Origin of the sequence: Acinetobacter bereziniae (assembly GCF_016576965.1) — a bacterium.
Lineage (GTDB): Bacteria > Pseudomonadota > Gammaproteobacteria > Pseudomonadales > Moraxellaceae > Acinetobacter > Acinetobacter bereziniae.
This window is the reverse complement of sequence record NZ_CP066119.1, coordinates 693,474-711,482: the sequence shown is the minus strand read 5'-3', so window position 1 is coordinate 711,482 and position 18,009 is coordinate 693,474. Positions and strand designations below refer to the sequence as shown.

The window sequence follows — 18,009 nt, the reverse complement described above, 5'->3', positions numbered from 1 at the left end:
ATTATCCTGCTTGCAGATGCTGCTTGATTGTGCTGATCAGCTGATTTTCATCAATTGGTTTTGTTAGATAGTCACAAGCACCCTGACGTTTGCCCCACACACGGTCAGTTTCTTGATCTTTGGTACTTACAATCACAATTGGAATATGCTTCGTTGTTGCACCACGAGCAATTTGACGAGTTGCTTGGAAGCCATTGACCCCAGGCATAACCACATCCATCAATACAAGATCTGGTAACTCGGCTTGTGCGATGGTTATTCCATCTGCACCGTTGGTTGCTTCAATCACCTCAAATCCATGTTTAGCCAAGATTTCTTTAAATCTAAACATTTCAGTTGGTGAATCATCAACGATTAAAATTTTTGTCATTCTTTCCCCCAAATTAACCGTTATGCACTCACATGGTTGCGAATTGCATTCAATAATTCATCTTTACTAAATGGTTTGGTTAAATATTCATCAGAACCGACAACGCGACCCTTTGCTTGATCAAATAAGCCATCTTTGCTTGATAGCATAATGACTGGAATATTTTGATAATTTTGAGAATTTTTAATCAATGCACAGGTTTGATAACCATCCAAACGAGGCATCATAATATCAACAAAAACGATATCTGGATTAGCTTCAGCAATCTTAGACAAGGCTTCAAAACCATCTACCGCAGTAACTACTTCACAACCTTCTCTTTGTAATAATGTTTCAGCAGTACGACGAATGGTTTTAGAATCATCGATCACCATGACTTTAAGATTTTGAAATTTATCGTCCATTTAATGCCCCTTTCCGTAAGCTTGGAATGAATTGTGCTGTACAGATTTATTTTTACAATTAATCATGGTTTTTTAACATATATTAACTCACTTTATCAATGAACATTTCTTGTCATAAATCTCACTTCAAATAGAAAAACACAGTAAAGCTCACATAAAAAAAAATATTCTGTATTTTTTTAGAACTTAATTGTTTATTAAAATTTTGTAACCACATAAAATGATCAAAGATCGTTTTTAAAATCATATAACTGACTTTATTTTTTGGGGATGGCAGACTTCGAATGGATAGAATAATCTATTACCAAAATACAGACTCAAAAACAAAAAAAATACGCTGTTTGACCTTGGCAATGAGTTTGATCACCTGTAGTGCATTGGCATATGCAGATGTATCGCAACCTAGAGCGGCTTGGTATCGATATTATGATAAAAATGGGGTCGCAAATATTAGTACCTCTGTCACGCCTGCACACATCAAAAATGGCTATGAAGCACTTGATCGCAATATGCAGGTGATTAGACGCAATCAAGCCTACAACGTTGAAAAGGATCTGCAACAGTCGACCTTACGTGCCTCTGAAGTGCGTAAATTAGAACAAGATGCCCGTCTTAAACGTGCTTATGGAAACTCATCCGTTGCCATCAATAAACGCAATGAGCTTCTCAACAACTTAAAACAGCAAATAGCATTACAAAATCAAAATCTTAAGCAATTACAAAGTGATCGAATCATATTAAAAAGACAGGAAATGGAATATTATAGAAAAGGTAATACCGTACCGTCTACGCTTAAAGATCGAATCAAATACAATGCAGAAAATATAGATAAAACAAAAGGCTACATTGAAAATTTACAAAATAATTATCGCAGTACACAAAGCAAGTATGACGATGTTATTAATCGGCTCAAAAAACTTGAATAATCAACTTTTAAATCAAAAAAAATTCATGTTCTCTATTGAAAAAATCTCAACAAAGACCAAAGCTATTTATATTTTCACTCAACTTTTTAAGTTTGAACCTCATACAATAACCATGAATAACACATCGCATATCATCTGGTCTTTGTATTTCAGCCCAATCGGACATTAAAAATCTTCAGCTAATTTTTTATCGTATTATTTTATCGTATAATCTTCCCTTTAAATCTAAAAATTTTAGGACAGTTTCCATGCGCGCGAGTCGCTTTTTGTTTGCTACGTTGAGAGAAACCCCAAACGATGCTGAGGTCATTTCACATCAGTTGATGTTACGTGCGGGGATGATTCGTAAGTTGGCTTCAGGTTTATACACTTGGCTGCCGATGGGTGTACGTGTACTCAATAAAGTTGAAGCAATTGTACGCGAGGAAATGAATCGCGCAGGCTCATTGGAAACGCTCATGCCCGTAACACAACCTGCTTCACTTTGGGAAGAATCAGGTCGATATGTGCAATATGGTCCTGAACTTTTACGGTTTAAAGATCGTCATACCAACGATTTTGTGCTCGGTCCAACTCATGAAGAAGTGATTACTGATTTAGCGCGCAATGAGCTAAAAAGTTATAAGCAACTTCCGATGAATTTCTACCAAATTCAAACCAAATTCCGTGATGAAATTCGCCCTCGTTTTGGTGTGATGCGTTCACGTGAATTTATTATGAAAGATGCATATTCTTTTCATGTCGACCAAGCGTCACTACAAGAAACATATGATGTCATGTATGACACATACTGCCGAATCTTTACACGCTTGGGCTTAAATTTCCGTCCTGTTCAAGCGGATACTGGCTCGATTGGTGGTTCTGGCTCACATGAGTTCCATGTACTTGCATCAAGTGGTGAGGATGATATCGCATTCTCTACCGAATCAGATTTCGCAGCCAATGTTGAAATGGCTGAAGCAATCTTGGTCGGTGAACGTGCTGCACCAAAACAACAATTTACGATTGTCGATACGCCGAATCAAAAAACCATTGCAGATGTTTCTGCCTTTTTAAATACAGATCCAGCCCATTCTGTTAAAGCTTTATTGGTACAAGGCGTTGCAGATGAAAAAGGTCATGTTCCAGTAGTTGCATTGTTCTTACGTGGCGATCATGAGCTCAATGAAATCAAAGCTGAAAAGCACCCTCTGATTGCTGCACCATTGACTTTTGCGACTGACGAACAATTAAAAGCATTAGATTTGACAGCTGGATTCTGCGGTCCTCAAGGATTGGTGGAAAAAGGCATAGTAGTCATTGCTGATCGTGCCGCTTCAGTGCTTTCTGACTTTGTTGCTGGTGCAAACGAAGTTGATAAACATGCTATTGGTGTAAACTGGGAACGTGATGCTCAGTTTACTGAAGTGTTTGACTTACGCAATGTTGTAGAAGGTGATCCTTCTCCAGATGGTCATGGCACCATCATGATCAAACGTGGTATTGAAGTTGGTCATATTTTCCAATTAGGCAAAAAATATTCTGAAGCTTTGGGCTGTAAAGTTCTCGGTGATGATGGCAAACCATTAGTGGTGACTATGGGATGTTATGGTATTGGCGTAACACGTGTAGTTGCCTCTGCAATAGAGCAAAACTTTGATGACAAAGGGATCATTTGGCCTACGGCGATCGCACCTTTTGAAGTTGCTATTGTTCCAATGAATGCTCAAAAATCACCACGTACACTTGAAGCTGCTGAAGCACTGTACAATGAATTGCAAACAGCAGGTTATGATGTATTGCTTGATGATCGCAATGAACGCCCTGGTGTTAAATTCTCTGATTTAGAGCTGACTGGTATCCCTCATCGTATCGTAATTGGTGAGAAAGGTTTGGATGCTGGTACTTTCGAATATAAAGGTCGTAGAGATGCAGAATCTGTTGATTTAAGCAAAGCAGACCTGTTGGCTAAATTAGCGAAATATAGCCAAACCGTCTGATTATTCATACAAGTGATTTTGATGTTAATCATTGATGTCAAATGAGATTTATGATTTTCAGATGATTCATTTATTTTGTCCTCTTGAATCATCGATGGTCTTGCTATCGTGAAGCGACATGGATGTCGCTATGTTGAGCGGGGGTATAGGATGTACCCCTCGCTCAACAGAAGATTTTTGTCACTTTTCATCTCTGAAAAGTGAGTTAATGCCTACGCAAAACAATTTAAACTTTAGAGATAAAGCGTGGCCTTGCAAGCTTTAGATCATTAAACAATATATTTATCGCATTCATTTTATTGATCAAGAGAAATGATATTCTACTGTATGAATTTTTCGACAGGTTGGCTATAGTTTTGCCACACCATGAAAAAACCCGCAGATTAATTTGTGCGGGTTTTTTATTTAATCATGTTTTAACTCATCGCTATAAGCCATTAATTTTCACTTTTAAATCTGTAACAGATGTCCCAATCGCACCAAAGTTCCCCATCGAACCATTCTGAAGGCCATTAAAAACAGTCGCTGCACTTGCACCGCTCGTTCCCATGATCATCTGATTGATTCCAAGATCAAATTTACTCGACTCACCCGTATTGCCAAATACAAAGCCACTTGACTCCACACCCGCATAGAAACCATTTAACGAAAAACCATTGGTTTTGTCTGTGCCTGTCAGTTGAAAATTAAAATTTGCACCTACATCACTATCATCCGATAAAAGTGCAATGGCACAACCAGTTCCTGTACCACAAATCGACTGAATTGCTCCACCAAAAGCAATCATACGACCTTGAGGCGCATTGCCGAGCTGTAAATTCATCGTTGGTTTTGATGCTGCAAAATTAATGTCAATGCCACTGTCCATTTTTAATATTTTAATGACATCGCTCTTTTCTGAAGTACCTGTGAAAATAGATTGATAGCTTGCTGGACCCGAAGATGAATTTGCACCTGCCAAGTAAAGCGCAAAAGGTGAAACCTTTATCCCTGTAATATTACTTCCAAAACTAAGACCAATATTGGCAAAAGGCTTACCTGTTGAACCACTGATCGCACTTCCATCAGTATCCATCACAACATTCATCGTTGACGAATTAGAAGCACCTAAGAAGCTTACATTCATGCTCTGATCTGCAAGTGTACCAGCACTTTTACCTGCAACAACAAGCGATGCTTTATTTGCATCATTCACAGTTGTACCTAAGCCATCACGATCAATAATAGACAGTTGATTCACTTGGACTTTGCTAATATTTATACCAACATCAATCCCTGCCTGACCCGTTGTTTGAGAAAGACCTTGATCATCCAGTGGCTGCATTGCCATTGCAACTGGACTCAATACCAATAATGATATACACCCTAGCTTGTTGTTTTTCTTCATTATCCTAATCCTTAGGAAACTTTATATATTGCCGACCACATCACAGTTTAGTTTGAAATTTTTGGTGATGGAAGAATAACCCGACCAATAACCGATCAATTTCGAGGAATAATATTCAGCTCACTACTTAATCGACCACCTGTTAAGGCGATTTCACCTAGACGTGCGCCTGAAACCAAGGCACCTGAAGCTGCTGGAGGATAAAAGTTTAAATCTCTTGCTCTAAATACACCATTTACAGACTGTGTTGGATTAAATTGCAGACTGGTATTAAATCCAACCTGCCCTGTTCCCGTATTTGAATTCTTACTGATCACAATCGCATTATTAAAACGAATATCTCCTGTCAAATTATCTAAGCCCAATGAAGAACCGTTGACAGGATCACTGATCTGAATAGTGTTATTGGTATTGGCTAACTTCAAATCACCCACTACATTCAGACGGTTCCCAGTACCATCATCTTTGATCTCACTATTCGGAATCAAAGATAAATCCATATCTCCACCAAAGCGAAGTTTCAAACCGAAGAGCACATCATCGCTTTTCGCAAAATTATTGGTATCTGAAACACTTTTATTACCACATGCAACCGAGGTTGTAGCTAAGCCTAGTGCACAGGATTTATATGTAGTTCCAGGCAAATATCCACCAGCAACTTCTGCTGCCATCACCACCAGCATATTTTTTAAGCTTAGGTTTAAACTTCCATTTTCTACACCAACGCTACCATTTCCCTTGAGTAGCATATCGATATTTCTAAGCCCCATATAATAGTCTGTAGGTTGACCATTTCTCAGTCCACCATCAATGACCAATATTGAAGTAGTATTGTTACCGATCTTATTCGCGCCATTTTTATCTACACCTTCCGTTGTTAACCCTAATGAAAAACCAAGCCGAGCGGTTTGACCAGAACCTGCTATTTTATTTTGTGTACCATCAACTGAATAAGAATAAACTTTATCTGCATCCACAGTAGTGCCATACATCGCTAAGTTTGCATTTAGATTATAAAATGGTAGTGCCAATCCCCATTGGTTATTCAGCCCATTGTCGGTAAATAAATTATTTGCCGCTACACCAGCACTTGTAGTAAATCGCCCTCTTCTAGAAAAAGATTGAAATGCCGCATTTCGAATTGAGGTCATCACGCTATAAGGACGATTCCCAGCAGTTAATGTTGTATAAACATCTTGCTTATAGTCATTCAAGCTGGTTAATGACTGACCGTTACCAAAACTTGAAGATTGGAATGTAGAGTTAACGGGCAAAGTGACTTGTTTAGAATCCATAAGATTTAAAAATACACTTCCAGTGTCAAAAGATGCACGACTTCCTTTTTGTAAACCAGTTAGATTTCCAAATTCAAATCCATAGCTATTTAGTCCAGCACCACCTATTTCTAAAGTTGTCGCATCAGCACCACCTGAAAGCATGCTATCACCATCTTTAGTGAAATCAGTTTTCATACGAAATGCAATACCAGAACCGCCAACAATATCTTTTCCAGTATCTATACCTGATGAATTCACAGCAGAGCCTATTAAGCTGCTTGCATTTTGTACACCACGGAACTGAAGTGAACTGTTAACCATCCGCCCACTGGCACCAACACGAATTAAACCTTTTGCACCTGAGGGAGTATTATACTGATCCACTGCATAAACAGATGTTGCTGAAGGGTTGGCTCCCTTATTATTCAACATAATCTCAAGATTTAGACCTGCATTGGATGTTGTTGTACCATTTCCATATGAACCTGTATTCATAAATCCCGACTTAGTCGAAGCAGGATCAACAACGCGACCTAAATCGGCATAACCATAAGTTGCATCTGGTGTTTGAGTACTTCCAGCAATGTTTGATCCCGAATTGGTTTGTAATTTAAAGCCTTCAGCAGCATCAATAAACATAAAACCATTTGCATTAAAATTAAAATTAAAATTCTTTAAAATTAGCTGATTTAATTGATTTATTGCACTGGTTTGACCCAAATAGATATTGGCATTTTGCAAACCTAAAGCCAGCGTACCTTGGTCATTTTTACCAAGCAATCCATTGGTTGTTTTTAATCCAATACTGGTATTCGATGCTGTTTGAACAGCTAATGTACCAATCTTTGCACTACAGCGTGCTCCACTTGGATCACTATCACACACTCGGAAAGAGTCTACTGTTAATAACATAGGTGAAAGTGATACATCTAGATTCACGCCTGTTTTACCACTCACTGTGCCCATATTGAGTTTTACATTGGCTTTTAATGGGTCTGTAGAAGTATTACTTTGCTGAATCTTAACCGTATCTGCGGTTGCTGTAAGGGCTTGACTTGTCGCATCTGTTTCAGCTCGCCCAGCCTGATCTGTCCAATATAGTGTTTGAATGTTGGCTTCTTTTAATGTGGCTTCTATATTCACACCATCTTGACCATTCACATTTCGCAGATCACCATCATCCAAAGCTTGAAGTGCATAAGCAGGTACATGCATTGCCAATAAGCTGAATGCCAATGTATTTAAAATAAATCCTTTTCGCTGTTCTTGTTTTATTTTCATCCCTAAACCCTCAGACTTATTTCACTTAGCAACGCTTGTTCATACTTGAATCACAGCTAAACATCATTAACTTTCCCTGAAGTGCAAGATTGCCATTCATCTGCATACCCATAAACCCAGTTTCACGCCCTGTATCATAATTGTTCGCAGTAGAACCATTTGGACCTGTTGTTTGGGCTTTAGCAGCATATTTATTCAGTTTTAGATAACCATATTGAGCTGCGGTTGCACCCAATGAGTTTTCAGTAACTGTTCCATCTGGATTGGTTATACTGGTAAATGCATCCTTTTCTATGGAAAGTGAATTAAATCCAAAATTACGAATTTGAATGGGTTTATCTGCATCAAAAGATAATTGAAACGCAGGTTTTATCATTTGTTGGTTTGCAATATTCTTATAGACCAAATCCGCACCATCTAAACCTAACTTCTGGATATTAATCGTTCCTTGAATACCCTTAAATACCACCCAAAGTTTATTTCCACTGACACTACTTGCAGCACCACCTGAATCTACATAACGGTTATTGACTGAAAGTGCTAAACGACAAAACTCTAAATTTGCACAAATTCCACCAACACCATTATCAAACTTATAGGCATTATTTGTTTGATAATATGAATCGTTGGCATTGATCTGATTCAGTACTAGCTTGAGTGATAAGTCTGCCCCAGCCTGACCTTCAACGTGTTGCAAGTCCGAGTCAGATAAAGGTTCCATTGCCACAGCATAAACACTCAACATACTGGTTAAAATAAGAAGTACACTTTTCTTCATCATATTTCTCCTTATTTTATAAGCCTTTGGTTGTTATTTTCATATGTTGAATCAGCATACCATCAATGACTGCGGAACCTAAATTATTTTGGGCATTTGAAGTTGATGCATTACTCAATTGGTTAAATGAAATTCCGACAGCACCCGCACTTTTGTCAGCAAGCAAAGTTTTTCCAGCATCTGGACTATAGACCGTCCCAATACTGATACTGCTATGTGTCGCTGAACTTCCTTGATAACCTGAAATTGAGCTTGAACCACAATTATAAACATTACATGTAGAGCCTTTATAAGACGAATCAGCACCTGTATAGTCTGTATATATTTGTTTATAAATTGATTCTTTATTTGGTATTCGTGCCAGCTCTAAACTAAAGTTTGTACCATCAGAACCAAGAATTAAAGGCTGATATAATGAACCTAATACTAAATTCGTATTCAGGTTATAAATATAAATACCTTCCTTATCTGAGAAAGTTGGAGCCAGTCCACCATTGATCGCTGGAGTCGATAAAATATCTTGGGCTGTACCTGTGGTACAACCATTCAAATTTCCAACGCCACACTCTTGCGTGCTTAATCTCAAAACTCGGTTCATCAAATTCGCAGGCATTGTCCAAGAATTTGCTGCAGATGTTCCTAACAATTTAGAACCATCCCCGCTATTTAAGCGTATAACTCCAGCCAACCCTAAGGTATTGTTATAGAAGGCACTCATTCCCCCAGTATTGGTTGCACCACCGAGTGTCTGGAATAATTGAATTTTACTTCCATTCAGTCCAAAACCGTTAAATACACCTTGTAATCGAATACGATTTGCCCGACCTGTTGTTGTGCTACTAAACCCTTCACCTAAGTTAAATTGGTTCGCATCCTGATCTGGTTTACTTTGATCACGTACAAAAGCATCTGCCCATAAAGCAAGTTTAAGATTATATGCGTCTTCTCCACCTGCATCATTTACAAAAGGCTTCGTCGTTACGGTTTTGTTATCCGAAGCAAATGTATATATATTTTCATACAACGGCGCTTCAAAATTCAAATAGGTTACAGAGCCACTACTGGTACCAAAATCAGGAATATTTGAATCTGTTTTTACGTTAAATATCCATGGGTTTGTTGCCGTTCCCCAACTTCGAATCGCTGCATTTGCCACACCATTGGTTTGTCCTGAATCTAAGCGAAGGTTGGCATTATTGGTTGCATTTCTAGACAATGCTAAGCCATATAAATATAAATCAGCTTTACCAACAGAGTGATCACTTGAGTTCACAGTACCATCTTTATTTGTATCTTGCACAAGAGATGACAATGGACCTACTGGCACATAATAGATATAACCAGTATCCAGACTACGATTAGTCAGAATTGTATCTTGTGACTGGTTTGCTCCAGCTCCCTGAAACACCATATAAGCATTTGTAGGTAATAAAGCGATGCCTTCACCTGTCGTATCACTTAATTTTTCATCAGACATTGCTTCCAAAGCGAAGCTAGATTGGGCGATGACTAAGCCAATAAAAGCTGCCAAAACAGTTTTATGAAATTTTGCCGTATAATTGAGTGTAGTCATCTATGACCTTCCTGTGTTATACGATGCTCCGCACCATATTTTATTTTATTTCTGTAATCCCTACGACACTGTATAAAATAGTCTTTCCTTGTCTATACAGTTTTGTTATCTATATCACACTTTATCTTATGCAATATTTTTTATTATGCCAAAGACTTTTATGTAAAATATATGACTTTCCGATAAACGTTTAAAATAAAAAAGCAACAGTAAACTTCCATACTGTTGCTTTTAATCAGCTAAATAATTTAACTAACAGAATTTTAAAGAACCGTAACAGTTTGGGGTGAAATCCTGTTTTGCTAATTGTAAATTATTTAATGTCATATTAGGTCTAGTTGCATCTTTTAAATCGACTTCTTTTAAAGGAATCGTACTACCAAAAAGACAATTTTCTAGTGCTAGCCCCCCACATTGTACTGGTTTATCTTGCAAATAATCACTTACTTGATTCATCACTTCATTTAAAGTAGCTTTAGGAATATCTACCTGATCAGTTGGATCAATTTTTCCAATATCAATTGGATTAGAAAACTCCAACCACCAACCTTTTGAAGCCGTAGATTTATTTCCTGGCCATTGTATATCTTGTCCCTGTAATGATAATGATGCAGGAGTTCCGTTTAAGCTTGCTTTATGAAAATACCCTAAATCTTCATTAATAGTCACATCTACATTCAAGTTTTTAATTGTACCACTAGTTTCTTTGTCCAAATTAATAAAACCAAGCGCTCTTGCAATAATATTGCCACTTAAATCAATATCCCGTACCAAAGCACTAGCCTTCAAAGTTGCGCTGTTAATACGTTTTCCAGTAATCTCTTGCTCTAATAAAGACAAATCGCCTTTTAGAATATTACTCCCAGTCGCTTTATCACGTAAATTTAAATTATATGCAGTTGTGGTAAAACCGACAGGAAATATAAAAGCAGCACAACAAGCTTGTCCATTAATTGCATTATAACCATCGGATTGTATTAATTGCCTTCTAGCAGCCTCACCTGATACCAAACTTGTGCCAAAACCGTTTACTAAAGCAGTTCCTGTAGTTGCGGCAACTTTCATATAACCACTTAAAGAATTAATACCATTTCTGGCACTGCTATTTTCTTGACCAAATGTCAATAATCCGATGGCTTTTTCTGAGCTTAAATTAATCCCCACAACTTCACGCGTCGAAGCACTATTAGGGTTTTTAACTGCGAACTGCATAAAGGGATTTGTTAAGACAGCACTTGATCCTACACGTGCAGCTCGATCAGCTGTACTACCTGTATTTGAGCTTGCAGAATTCCCTAAACCACTTAGGCTTAAATTATCAATATCAATATCACAGTTACCCGCACCATTAGCCCCACCACACCCCAATTGCAGTTTCTTTATATTGGCATTTAATTCTAACTCAGCCTCTAAACCTAATTTATAAAAACCAATATTTTTTGCCCCTATTATATTTCCAGCACCATCTTTACGCTTCGCTTCAAGATTAGTTGCATCAGTGGGTGCAATATAAGTCAAGCTCATCAATGCTTGTCCAGTAGTTTCAGAGAGCTGTTCATCTGACATACTTTGCAAATGAGTAAAGTCAGCATGAGTGGTCGCCATACCAAGAGACAGAAATGTCAAACATAAGATTTTTATTTTAAACATGAACATCTCCTTATCCTTAGATTATGCTCAGAATTGTCACACTCTATTTTTTAATTAGCCAAGTTTTATTTAAGAAAAACTTTATAAATTTAAATCCCTTAGCACATTAAAAAGTTTTTTAGTTTTCAATTGAAAATCACATTTTGTGTAAATTATCACAATTATTTAAAATTAAGCTATATTTCCGACAAAATGCTAATGCTTTTAAAATAAGCTTCCCACATGTAAACAACAATTAAAACCAAGAAAAAATTATTTCTTATCAATATAAAACAAAAGTTTAAAGTTAAAACCTTAAATAAAATGATTTAATCTATACATTAAACACTCTAAAGAATTATGACTTACTCAATTTTTCAGCAAAATACATGATTTTTTATATTATCTTTACAATAATATTTTTATAAAGTTCTCAATTAAATTATCATTTAGTCTTAAAATTCACTTCACTCTAGCAACATGAAGGGTAAGAAAGAACTTTTTCAATTTCACTATGATTCAATTTTCACTTTTTATTGATTTTCAAAAATTCAAATAAAAACTTAATACTTATAAGAATATTTAACCAAGGCATGCACCTACCTACTCTGTATTTTATTCATATCAACATAAGCTATTAAACATTGGAAGATTTGATAAAGCCAAAATTAGAAATTTAATAATCAAAAATAGTTTTTCTTATTATGGATAAATACAGGAATATTAGATCAAAAATATCAAATAAAATTCTTAGTTTTTAAAATCACAACATACTTTTATATTTGATATACCACCTATAAAATGATAAAAATCAATGACAAAAATTTAAAGATCAAAATATATTTTGACCTGTTTAGTTATCTAAGCTCAATTCATAAAAGAAAGTTAAACAACATGATAGAGACCTATGGATCTATTCAATTATCTTTATAAATGCGTATCCACAGAAGCTTAGCAAAATTTTAGTGAACCATAGCAATTTGGTACAAAATCTTGCCCCTTTAGCCTTAAATTTGAAAGATTCATCTGTAAAGGAGAAACTCCAGACAAATTTACATTTCCTAGATTCGCACTGATTCCATTACCAATTAAAACACCTAATAGATCAGAGGTCGTTGCAGGGTTTGATTGTAAGTAGCTCCCTGCCTTTTGCGCAAATTGCCCTAGAAGTGGCTCAATGGATAATCTATCTGTAGGCTCTACCACACCAATTGAAACTGGATCTTGCAATGCTAACCACCAACCGCGCTCAGCCAAGTTTGCACTTTCAGAACCTGGCCATAGTATTTTTATTTGTTGCAAACTCAATGAAACAGGCGAATCAATTTTTAGATTATGTATAAAACCTAAGCTTTCAGAAAAGTTAACTTTAGCCTTAGCACCGCTCACAGTTCCAGACATACGAATATTTGAAAATTGACGCCCATTCCATGCGATTATACAGGTCGGAAGGAATGTTAAATTTTGACAACCTGTTACAGCAGCATTTACTGGTGAACCAGCGGTATAAACAGCTGTTGTTGTACCAAAGATATTACTTTCTACCCTACCTGCTGGTGGAAAATTTGCACCAGTTCCTAAATTAATTGTTGGGATACTCACTTCTGCTGAAAGTTCTGCCGATGTTTTACGATTCCCCACAACTATTAATTGTTGAGTTTCAAAAGGTAATTTATTCATTTCTGGTATACTAAATCCTCCCCCATTTGTAATAAAACTAGCATTAGCTAATCCTAACGCTACAAGATTTCCTTTTATTTGATATTTGGATAAATCCATGTATTGTGCTGCTGTATTTGCATATCCTTTGACTTTACTTTGTTCAGCCACTGAATCACCTATTCCCGACTGAACTTTCATATAACCACTTAAACTATTTATTCCATTTGCTTGATTAGAATTTTCCAGCCCAGCTGTTAATAACCCAACAGCCCTTTCAGCACTTAAACGTAAACCAACAATTTCTCTTTGTGATGCAGATTGTGGATTTTTTATAGCAAACTCAATAAACGGGTTAGTTAATTTAGCACTTGAAGAAGTTCTACCTATCCGAGTATCGGCTATACCACTCAAACTTAGGTTATCAATATCAATATCGCATCCACCTGCACCATTTACGCCACCACAACCCAATTGGAGTTTTTTAATGTTTGCATTAAGCTCTAGTTCAGCCTCTAAACCTAATTTATAAAATCCAATATTTTTATCTCCGCCCAACCTTTTTGATTCAAGATTAGTGACATCAGTAGGTCCTATATAAGATAAACTCATGAGTGCTTGTCCTGTTGTTTCAGCCAATTGTGCATCAGACATATGCTGCAGCGTCGTAGACTCTGCATATACAGCAGGCATGCTAAAAACACTTAAAGAAAAAAACGTGATGTACAAAGGCTTAAACGTGAACATTTCTTCATCCTTAAACTATGTTCAAAACTTCTTGAGCCCTTTTTTTATTTAAAGCAAAACCTAATCTTAAAAATTAATAAAATTAAACTTTTAGCTTAGAAATGTATATGCAGAGCTATATTGTTTATTAGCGTTATTATAACAATTATTTAATTAATCTTAACAAAATAACAAAAATGTAATTTAAAAATAGGGAAATAATTTAAATTTAATTGATTTTAAAAAGCGCATAATCCCATCAACCATGAGAAAATTAAATTAAAAATCAATAATAAACACAAAATACTTAAACTTAACAGTAATCCTTTCAAATTACACTCATTTTAAATTTATTCTATATATTTACTTAACTTTAAAAGAGTTAAAACTGGTAAAGCACTTCCAAACACCCTGGATACGGTGTAATTCTGAACAGTTTTACTGCACAAAATATAAGTCGTTAATTTTAGTTATTTTACGCCCACCATAAATTAAATAATATTAAAATCAATAACTTATAAAAAATAAAAAACACAAATCATCACCTTAAAGTCATAACACAACAGTTAAGCTATTGTTGCTAAAATTAATTTAACAAAATTTTAATGAGCCATAGCAATTCGGCGTCAAATTTTGATTTGCTAACTGCAGATTGGCTAAGGTCAGTTTTACTGGATTAGCAAGCGTTGCATTATTCAAGTCAACCACGATTGGTTTAGGCGTTGTCAATGTTAGACCAACAATTGCACCAATAGCAGCACCTGCAGGAACCTTTACCCTATTTTCTTCTTTTAATAATTCTGTAGTCATTAAACCAGCTACCTGCGGTAACACATTTGTAATATCTACTTCTTGAGTTGCTTTTAAATAACCTAATTGCACTGGTTCTGCGAAAGACATCCACCATCCTTTTTTTGCAACATCACTGTTAAGCATCTCTGCAATTGTTTTACCAGTCATATCATTTGAATCTACATAATTTCCAGGCCAAAGTATGGCTTGCTGTTGTAAACTTAGATATCCACCAGAACCTGTGAGCGGTATATTATGAAACATGCTTAATGCTTGATTAAAAGTAATATCCATATTTAAATTTTGTACAGCCGATCCATTTGCCAATTTAATTTTAGACTGTGAAGCACAAAATATAAAAACACATATCGAAGGGAAATTAACTTTGAGTTGATTCAGTGGACCACTATCCAATGCGATTGAATCAATTTTTGTTGAAATTCCCTTAACACTTGCATTATCCAATCGACTTCCATTAACCTGAAACTCAGGTATTGAAAATGCTGCTTTCAATGAAGGGAGAGTAATGCCCTGAGTATCTGGGCTATTGGGTTGCGAAGTAAATGTTCTGTTACTTCCCAATGCACTGAGCAAACCTTGAATCTGATGATTTGCCTGATTCCCGAACACAGTTGCTTTTGTCGAAGCTTCACCTGAAGTTGCTGCAATACGCATAAAACCACTCAGTGACTGAATCCCATCTGTGGAAGTTGGAGTAATTCCATTGATTAAACCTGCAGTCAGAAGTCCTGTAATTTTTTCCGCACTAAAACGTAAACCAACTATTTCACGAGTCGATGCTGAATTTGAGTTTTTTACAGCAAACTCCATAAATGGATTAGTCAATTGAGCACTTGTAGAAGCTCGACCAGCTGCCCCAAAATCTGGAGGGTTACCACTTGATGGATTATAATTTGCTGGTAATCCGCTGAGTGAAAGATTCTTTATATCTATATCGCATTGTCCTGCGCCATTTATTCCACCACAACCGAGTTGCAAATTTCTGATATTTGCATTTAAATCCATATCAACTTCAAGCCCAAGCTTGTAAAACCCAATATTGGAACCACTACTATATTTATTCATCAGATTGGTTGAGTCGTTTGGTGCTATATAAGACAAACTCATCAATGCCTGCCCCGTTGTCTCACCCAACTGCTCATCAGTCAAACGGTATAAAGACAAAGATTCGGCATATAAAATAGATGTACTAAAAACACTGAAAGAAAAAAGAGTAAAGTACAAAGGCTTAAACGTGAACATTTTCTGTCCTTAGATGATGTCCAAAATTATTCAGCTCTAACTTTTTAATAATTCAGTATCTTTTTTAATTAAAATCAATATTTCGATCTCATTAAAATTGATTTAACTCAGAGCTCTGCTAATTAATTTAAGCTATCATAATTTTATTTAGTAAATCTTAAGAATTAAAAAAATGTAATTTTTTTGAAAGCCTGTAGACATTGATTATTTAAGATATAAATTCTTATCGTAAAACAAAGAACTTTTTTAAGTTATTAACAATTAAATCTAATAAAAACAGCATTTATTTTATTTATTATTTTCATAAAAATATCACTAAACAGTATCAAAAACAAACTCTAAATTCATATCTTAGTGATTTACTATAATAAAAAATATTTATTATTTTGTCTAAACACTGTAGCCATTATACTGAACAAAACTCTCTTAAAAATGACAATAAAAAACGCTATAAATTTAGTCAATTCAAATTTTATTATCTAAATGATCCTAAAGGCATCAGTAGACATTTAATTTTTTAAACTTTCTAAAAATTAGAAGAATACACTCCCCTAAACAAATTTAGAGGAGCCTGCTGTTAACAGAATGTCATATTTCCATAACAATTACGATATGGCTGTTCCAATAATGTAATATTCCCATCTCTCGCATTTGAACTAGACGCAATATTACTGACGAGACTACTTACTTTATCTGAAATATTGAGTGTAAAAGCATCCTGAAGATACATACTCCAACCTTTACTCACAGCCGCGGCATAATCTGGATATTGTAAATTCTGTCCAGATAAGGCTATACCAAAAGTATTAGAATTCACATCTATTTGATGCACATTACTTAAGTTATAAGGCATTTGATAAGTACTTAAGCCAGAAACTGTGGTACCTAAACCTGTCGCCAACTGTTGTTTAATGTAGTCAGAGATCCCTCCTCTTAATACCGGTAAAAGTGCATTACCAATATTAGCACCAAAAGATCCAGAGCAAATACCAATAATCCTTACACAGGAGTTGCTCGTATTTAATTCGAGTGCAGAAGTTGTTGAAGTACCATTCATGATATCATCGACCACTGCACTTAAATCTAAACCTTGTATTTTCGCCTGAGTTACACGATTTCCAATAACAGAAACCGCTAGACCATTTCGACTCACAGTTGAATAGTTTGCAGTAATTTCACTATATTTTACTGAAGCCAAACCTATATTTAATATTGTTGCATCATCCAATCCTAAAAAGGCACTCGGTGTCGATATTGCATTTGTATTCCATGTATTTGATCTTACAGGTGAAACATTCGTTTCACCTTGCATTGTGAGATTTGCTTTTCCAGTAAAATAACCACTAAATGTGTTTAGACTACCAATCGATAACGGTCCTTCAGCCTTTTCAGCGCCAATACGAATGCCAACCACTTCTCGTGTTGAGGCACTGTTGGGATTTTTAATTGCAAATTGAAAATATGGATTTGTTAAAACAAAATCCTTCATATTTACCTGATTACTGATCGAGTTATTACTATCAAGACCAGCGGGTTGCTTAGGATTTGTTGTTGCAGTTGTAATACAATAGCCTGATGCCCCTACAATACAACCAAAAGAGACATTATCTAAATCCAAGTCACAAGAACCACTTCCGTTGCTGCCTCCACATCCTAATTGAAGCTTTTTTATGTTCGCATTTAATTCAACTGTTGCTTCAAGACCTAATTTATAAAAGCCAACACTACTATCACCTCCAGCACGACGAGCCTCTAAATTTGTTGTATCTGTAGGTGCTAAATAACTCAGACTCATCAACGCCTGACCGGTCGTTTCTGACAATTGTTGATCTGAAAGTGGCTGTAGAGTTGCTGCATTACTTGAACTCATGGTTAAGCCACTGAATGCAAATAATACAACATTTAGAAATTTAAACTGGGACATAGCGCTTCCATCCTGAGCAAAGCTTGACCTTATTTGTTATT

At 35.9% G+C, this 18,009-nt stretch carries 12 protein-coding genes; 2 read left to right on the top strand and 10 right to left on the bottom strand.

All coding sequences use genetic code 11. From position 1 onward, the window contains the following. Nucleotide 1 precedes the first annotated feature (1 nt). Both I9192_RS03350 and pilG read right to left on the bottom strand, forming a co-directional pair. A complete protein-coding gene (locus I9192_RS03350; RefSeq protein ID WP_004827615.1) occupies nt 2–370 on the bottom strand; it encodes a response regulator in 369 nt (122 codons plus the stop codon). A gap of 20 nt (nt 371–390) precedes the next feature. After that, nucleotides 391–774, bottom strand: coding sequence for a twitching motility response regulator PilG (pilG, locus tag I9192_RS03345; protein ID WP_004827613.1), 384 nt, complete (start codon nt 772–774; stop codon nt 391–393). Nucleotides 775–1,058: 284 nt separating this feature from the next. Here pilG and I9192_RS03340 point away from each other — a divergent pair, with 284 nt between their 5' ends. Then, complete coding sequence (locus I9192_RS03340) at nt 1,059–1,700, top strand: hypothetical protein (protein ID WP_042066450.1); 642 nt, start codon at nt 1,059–1,061, stop codon at nt 1,698–1,700. Nucleotides 1,701–1,948: 248 nt separating this feature from the next. Then, the gene (locus I9192_RS03335; protein WP_005031090.1) at nt 1,949–3,679 is read left to right on the top strand and encodes a proline--tRNA ligase; all 1,731 of its coding nucleotides are present in this window, start codon (nt 1,949–1,951) and stop codon (nt 3,677–3,679) included. Nucleotides 3,680–4,106: 427 nt separating this feature from the next. On the opposite strand, the gene I9192_RS03330 is transcribed toward I9192_RS03335, so the two are convergent. The 8 genes from I9192_RS03330 to I9192_RS03295 form a co-directional block, all read right to left on the bottom strand. Beyond that, nucleotides 4,107–5,066 (bottom strand): DUF6160 family protein, encoded by a 960-nt coding sequence (locus I9192_RS03330; RefSeq protein WP_005031091.1) that lies wholly within the window; start codon nt 5,064–5,066, stop codon nt 4,107–4,109. 95 nt (nt 5,067–5,161) lie between these two features. Continuing rightward, on the bottom strand, nt 5,162–7,624 hold the full coding sequence (locus tag I9192_RS03325) for a DUF6160 family protein (protein WP_005031092.1): 2,463 nt from the start codon (nt 7,622–7,624) through the stop codon (nt 5,162–5,164). A 25-nt stretch (nt 7,625–7,649) separates the two neighbouring features. Beyond that, nucleotides 7,650–8,402 carry a DUF6160 family protein gene (locus I9192_RS03320; protein WP_005031094.1) on the bottom strand — a complete coding sequence of 251 codons (753 nt, stop codon included), beginning with the start codon at nt 8,400–8,402 and terminating at the stop codon, nt 7,650–7,652. Between the two features lie 16 nt (nt 8,403–8,418). Beyond that, on the bottom strand, nt 8,419–9,975 hold the full coding sequence (locus I9192_RS03315) for a hypothetical protein (protein ID WP_005031095.1): 1,557 nt from the start codon (nt 9,973–9,975) through the stop codon (nt 8,419–8,421). A gap of 252 nt (nt 9,976–10,227) precedes the next feature. Next, complete coding sequence (locus I9192_RS03310) at nt 10,228–11,625, bottom strand: hypothetical protein (RefSeq protein ID WP_005031096.1); 1,398 nt, start codon at nt 11,623–11,625, stop codon at nt 10,228–10,230. A 930-nt stretch (nt 11,626–12,555) separates the two neighbouring features. Next, entirely contained in the window at nt 12,556–14,010 is a 1,455-nt protein-coding gene (locus I9192_RS03305) for a hypothetical protein (protein WP_004827597.1), read from the bottom strand. Nucleotides 14,011–14,580: 570 nt separating this feature from the next. Then, a complete protein-coding gene (locus I9192_RS03300; RefSeq protein ID WP_004827595.1) occupies nt 14,581–16,044 on the bottom strand; it encodes a hypothetical protein in 1,464 nt (487 codons plus the stop codon). 577 nt (nt 16,045–16,621) lie between these two features. Then, nucleotides 16,622–17,968, bottom strand: a complete 1,347-nt coding sequence (locus I9192_RS03295; RefSeq protein WP_005031098.1) for a hypothetical protein — start codon at nt 17,966–17,968, stop codon at nt 16,622–16,624. Nucleotides 17,969–18,009 lie beyond the last annotated feature (41 nt).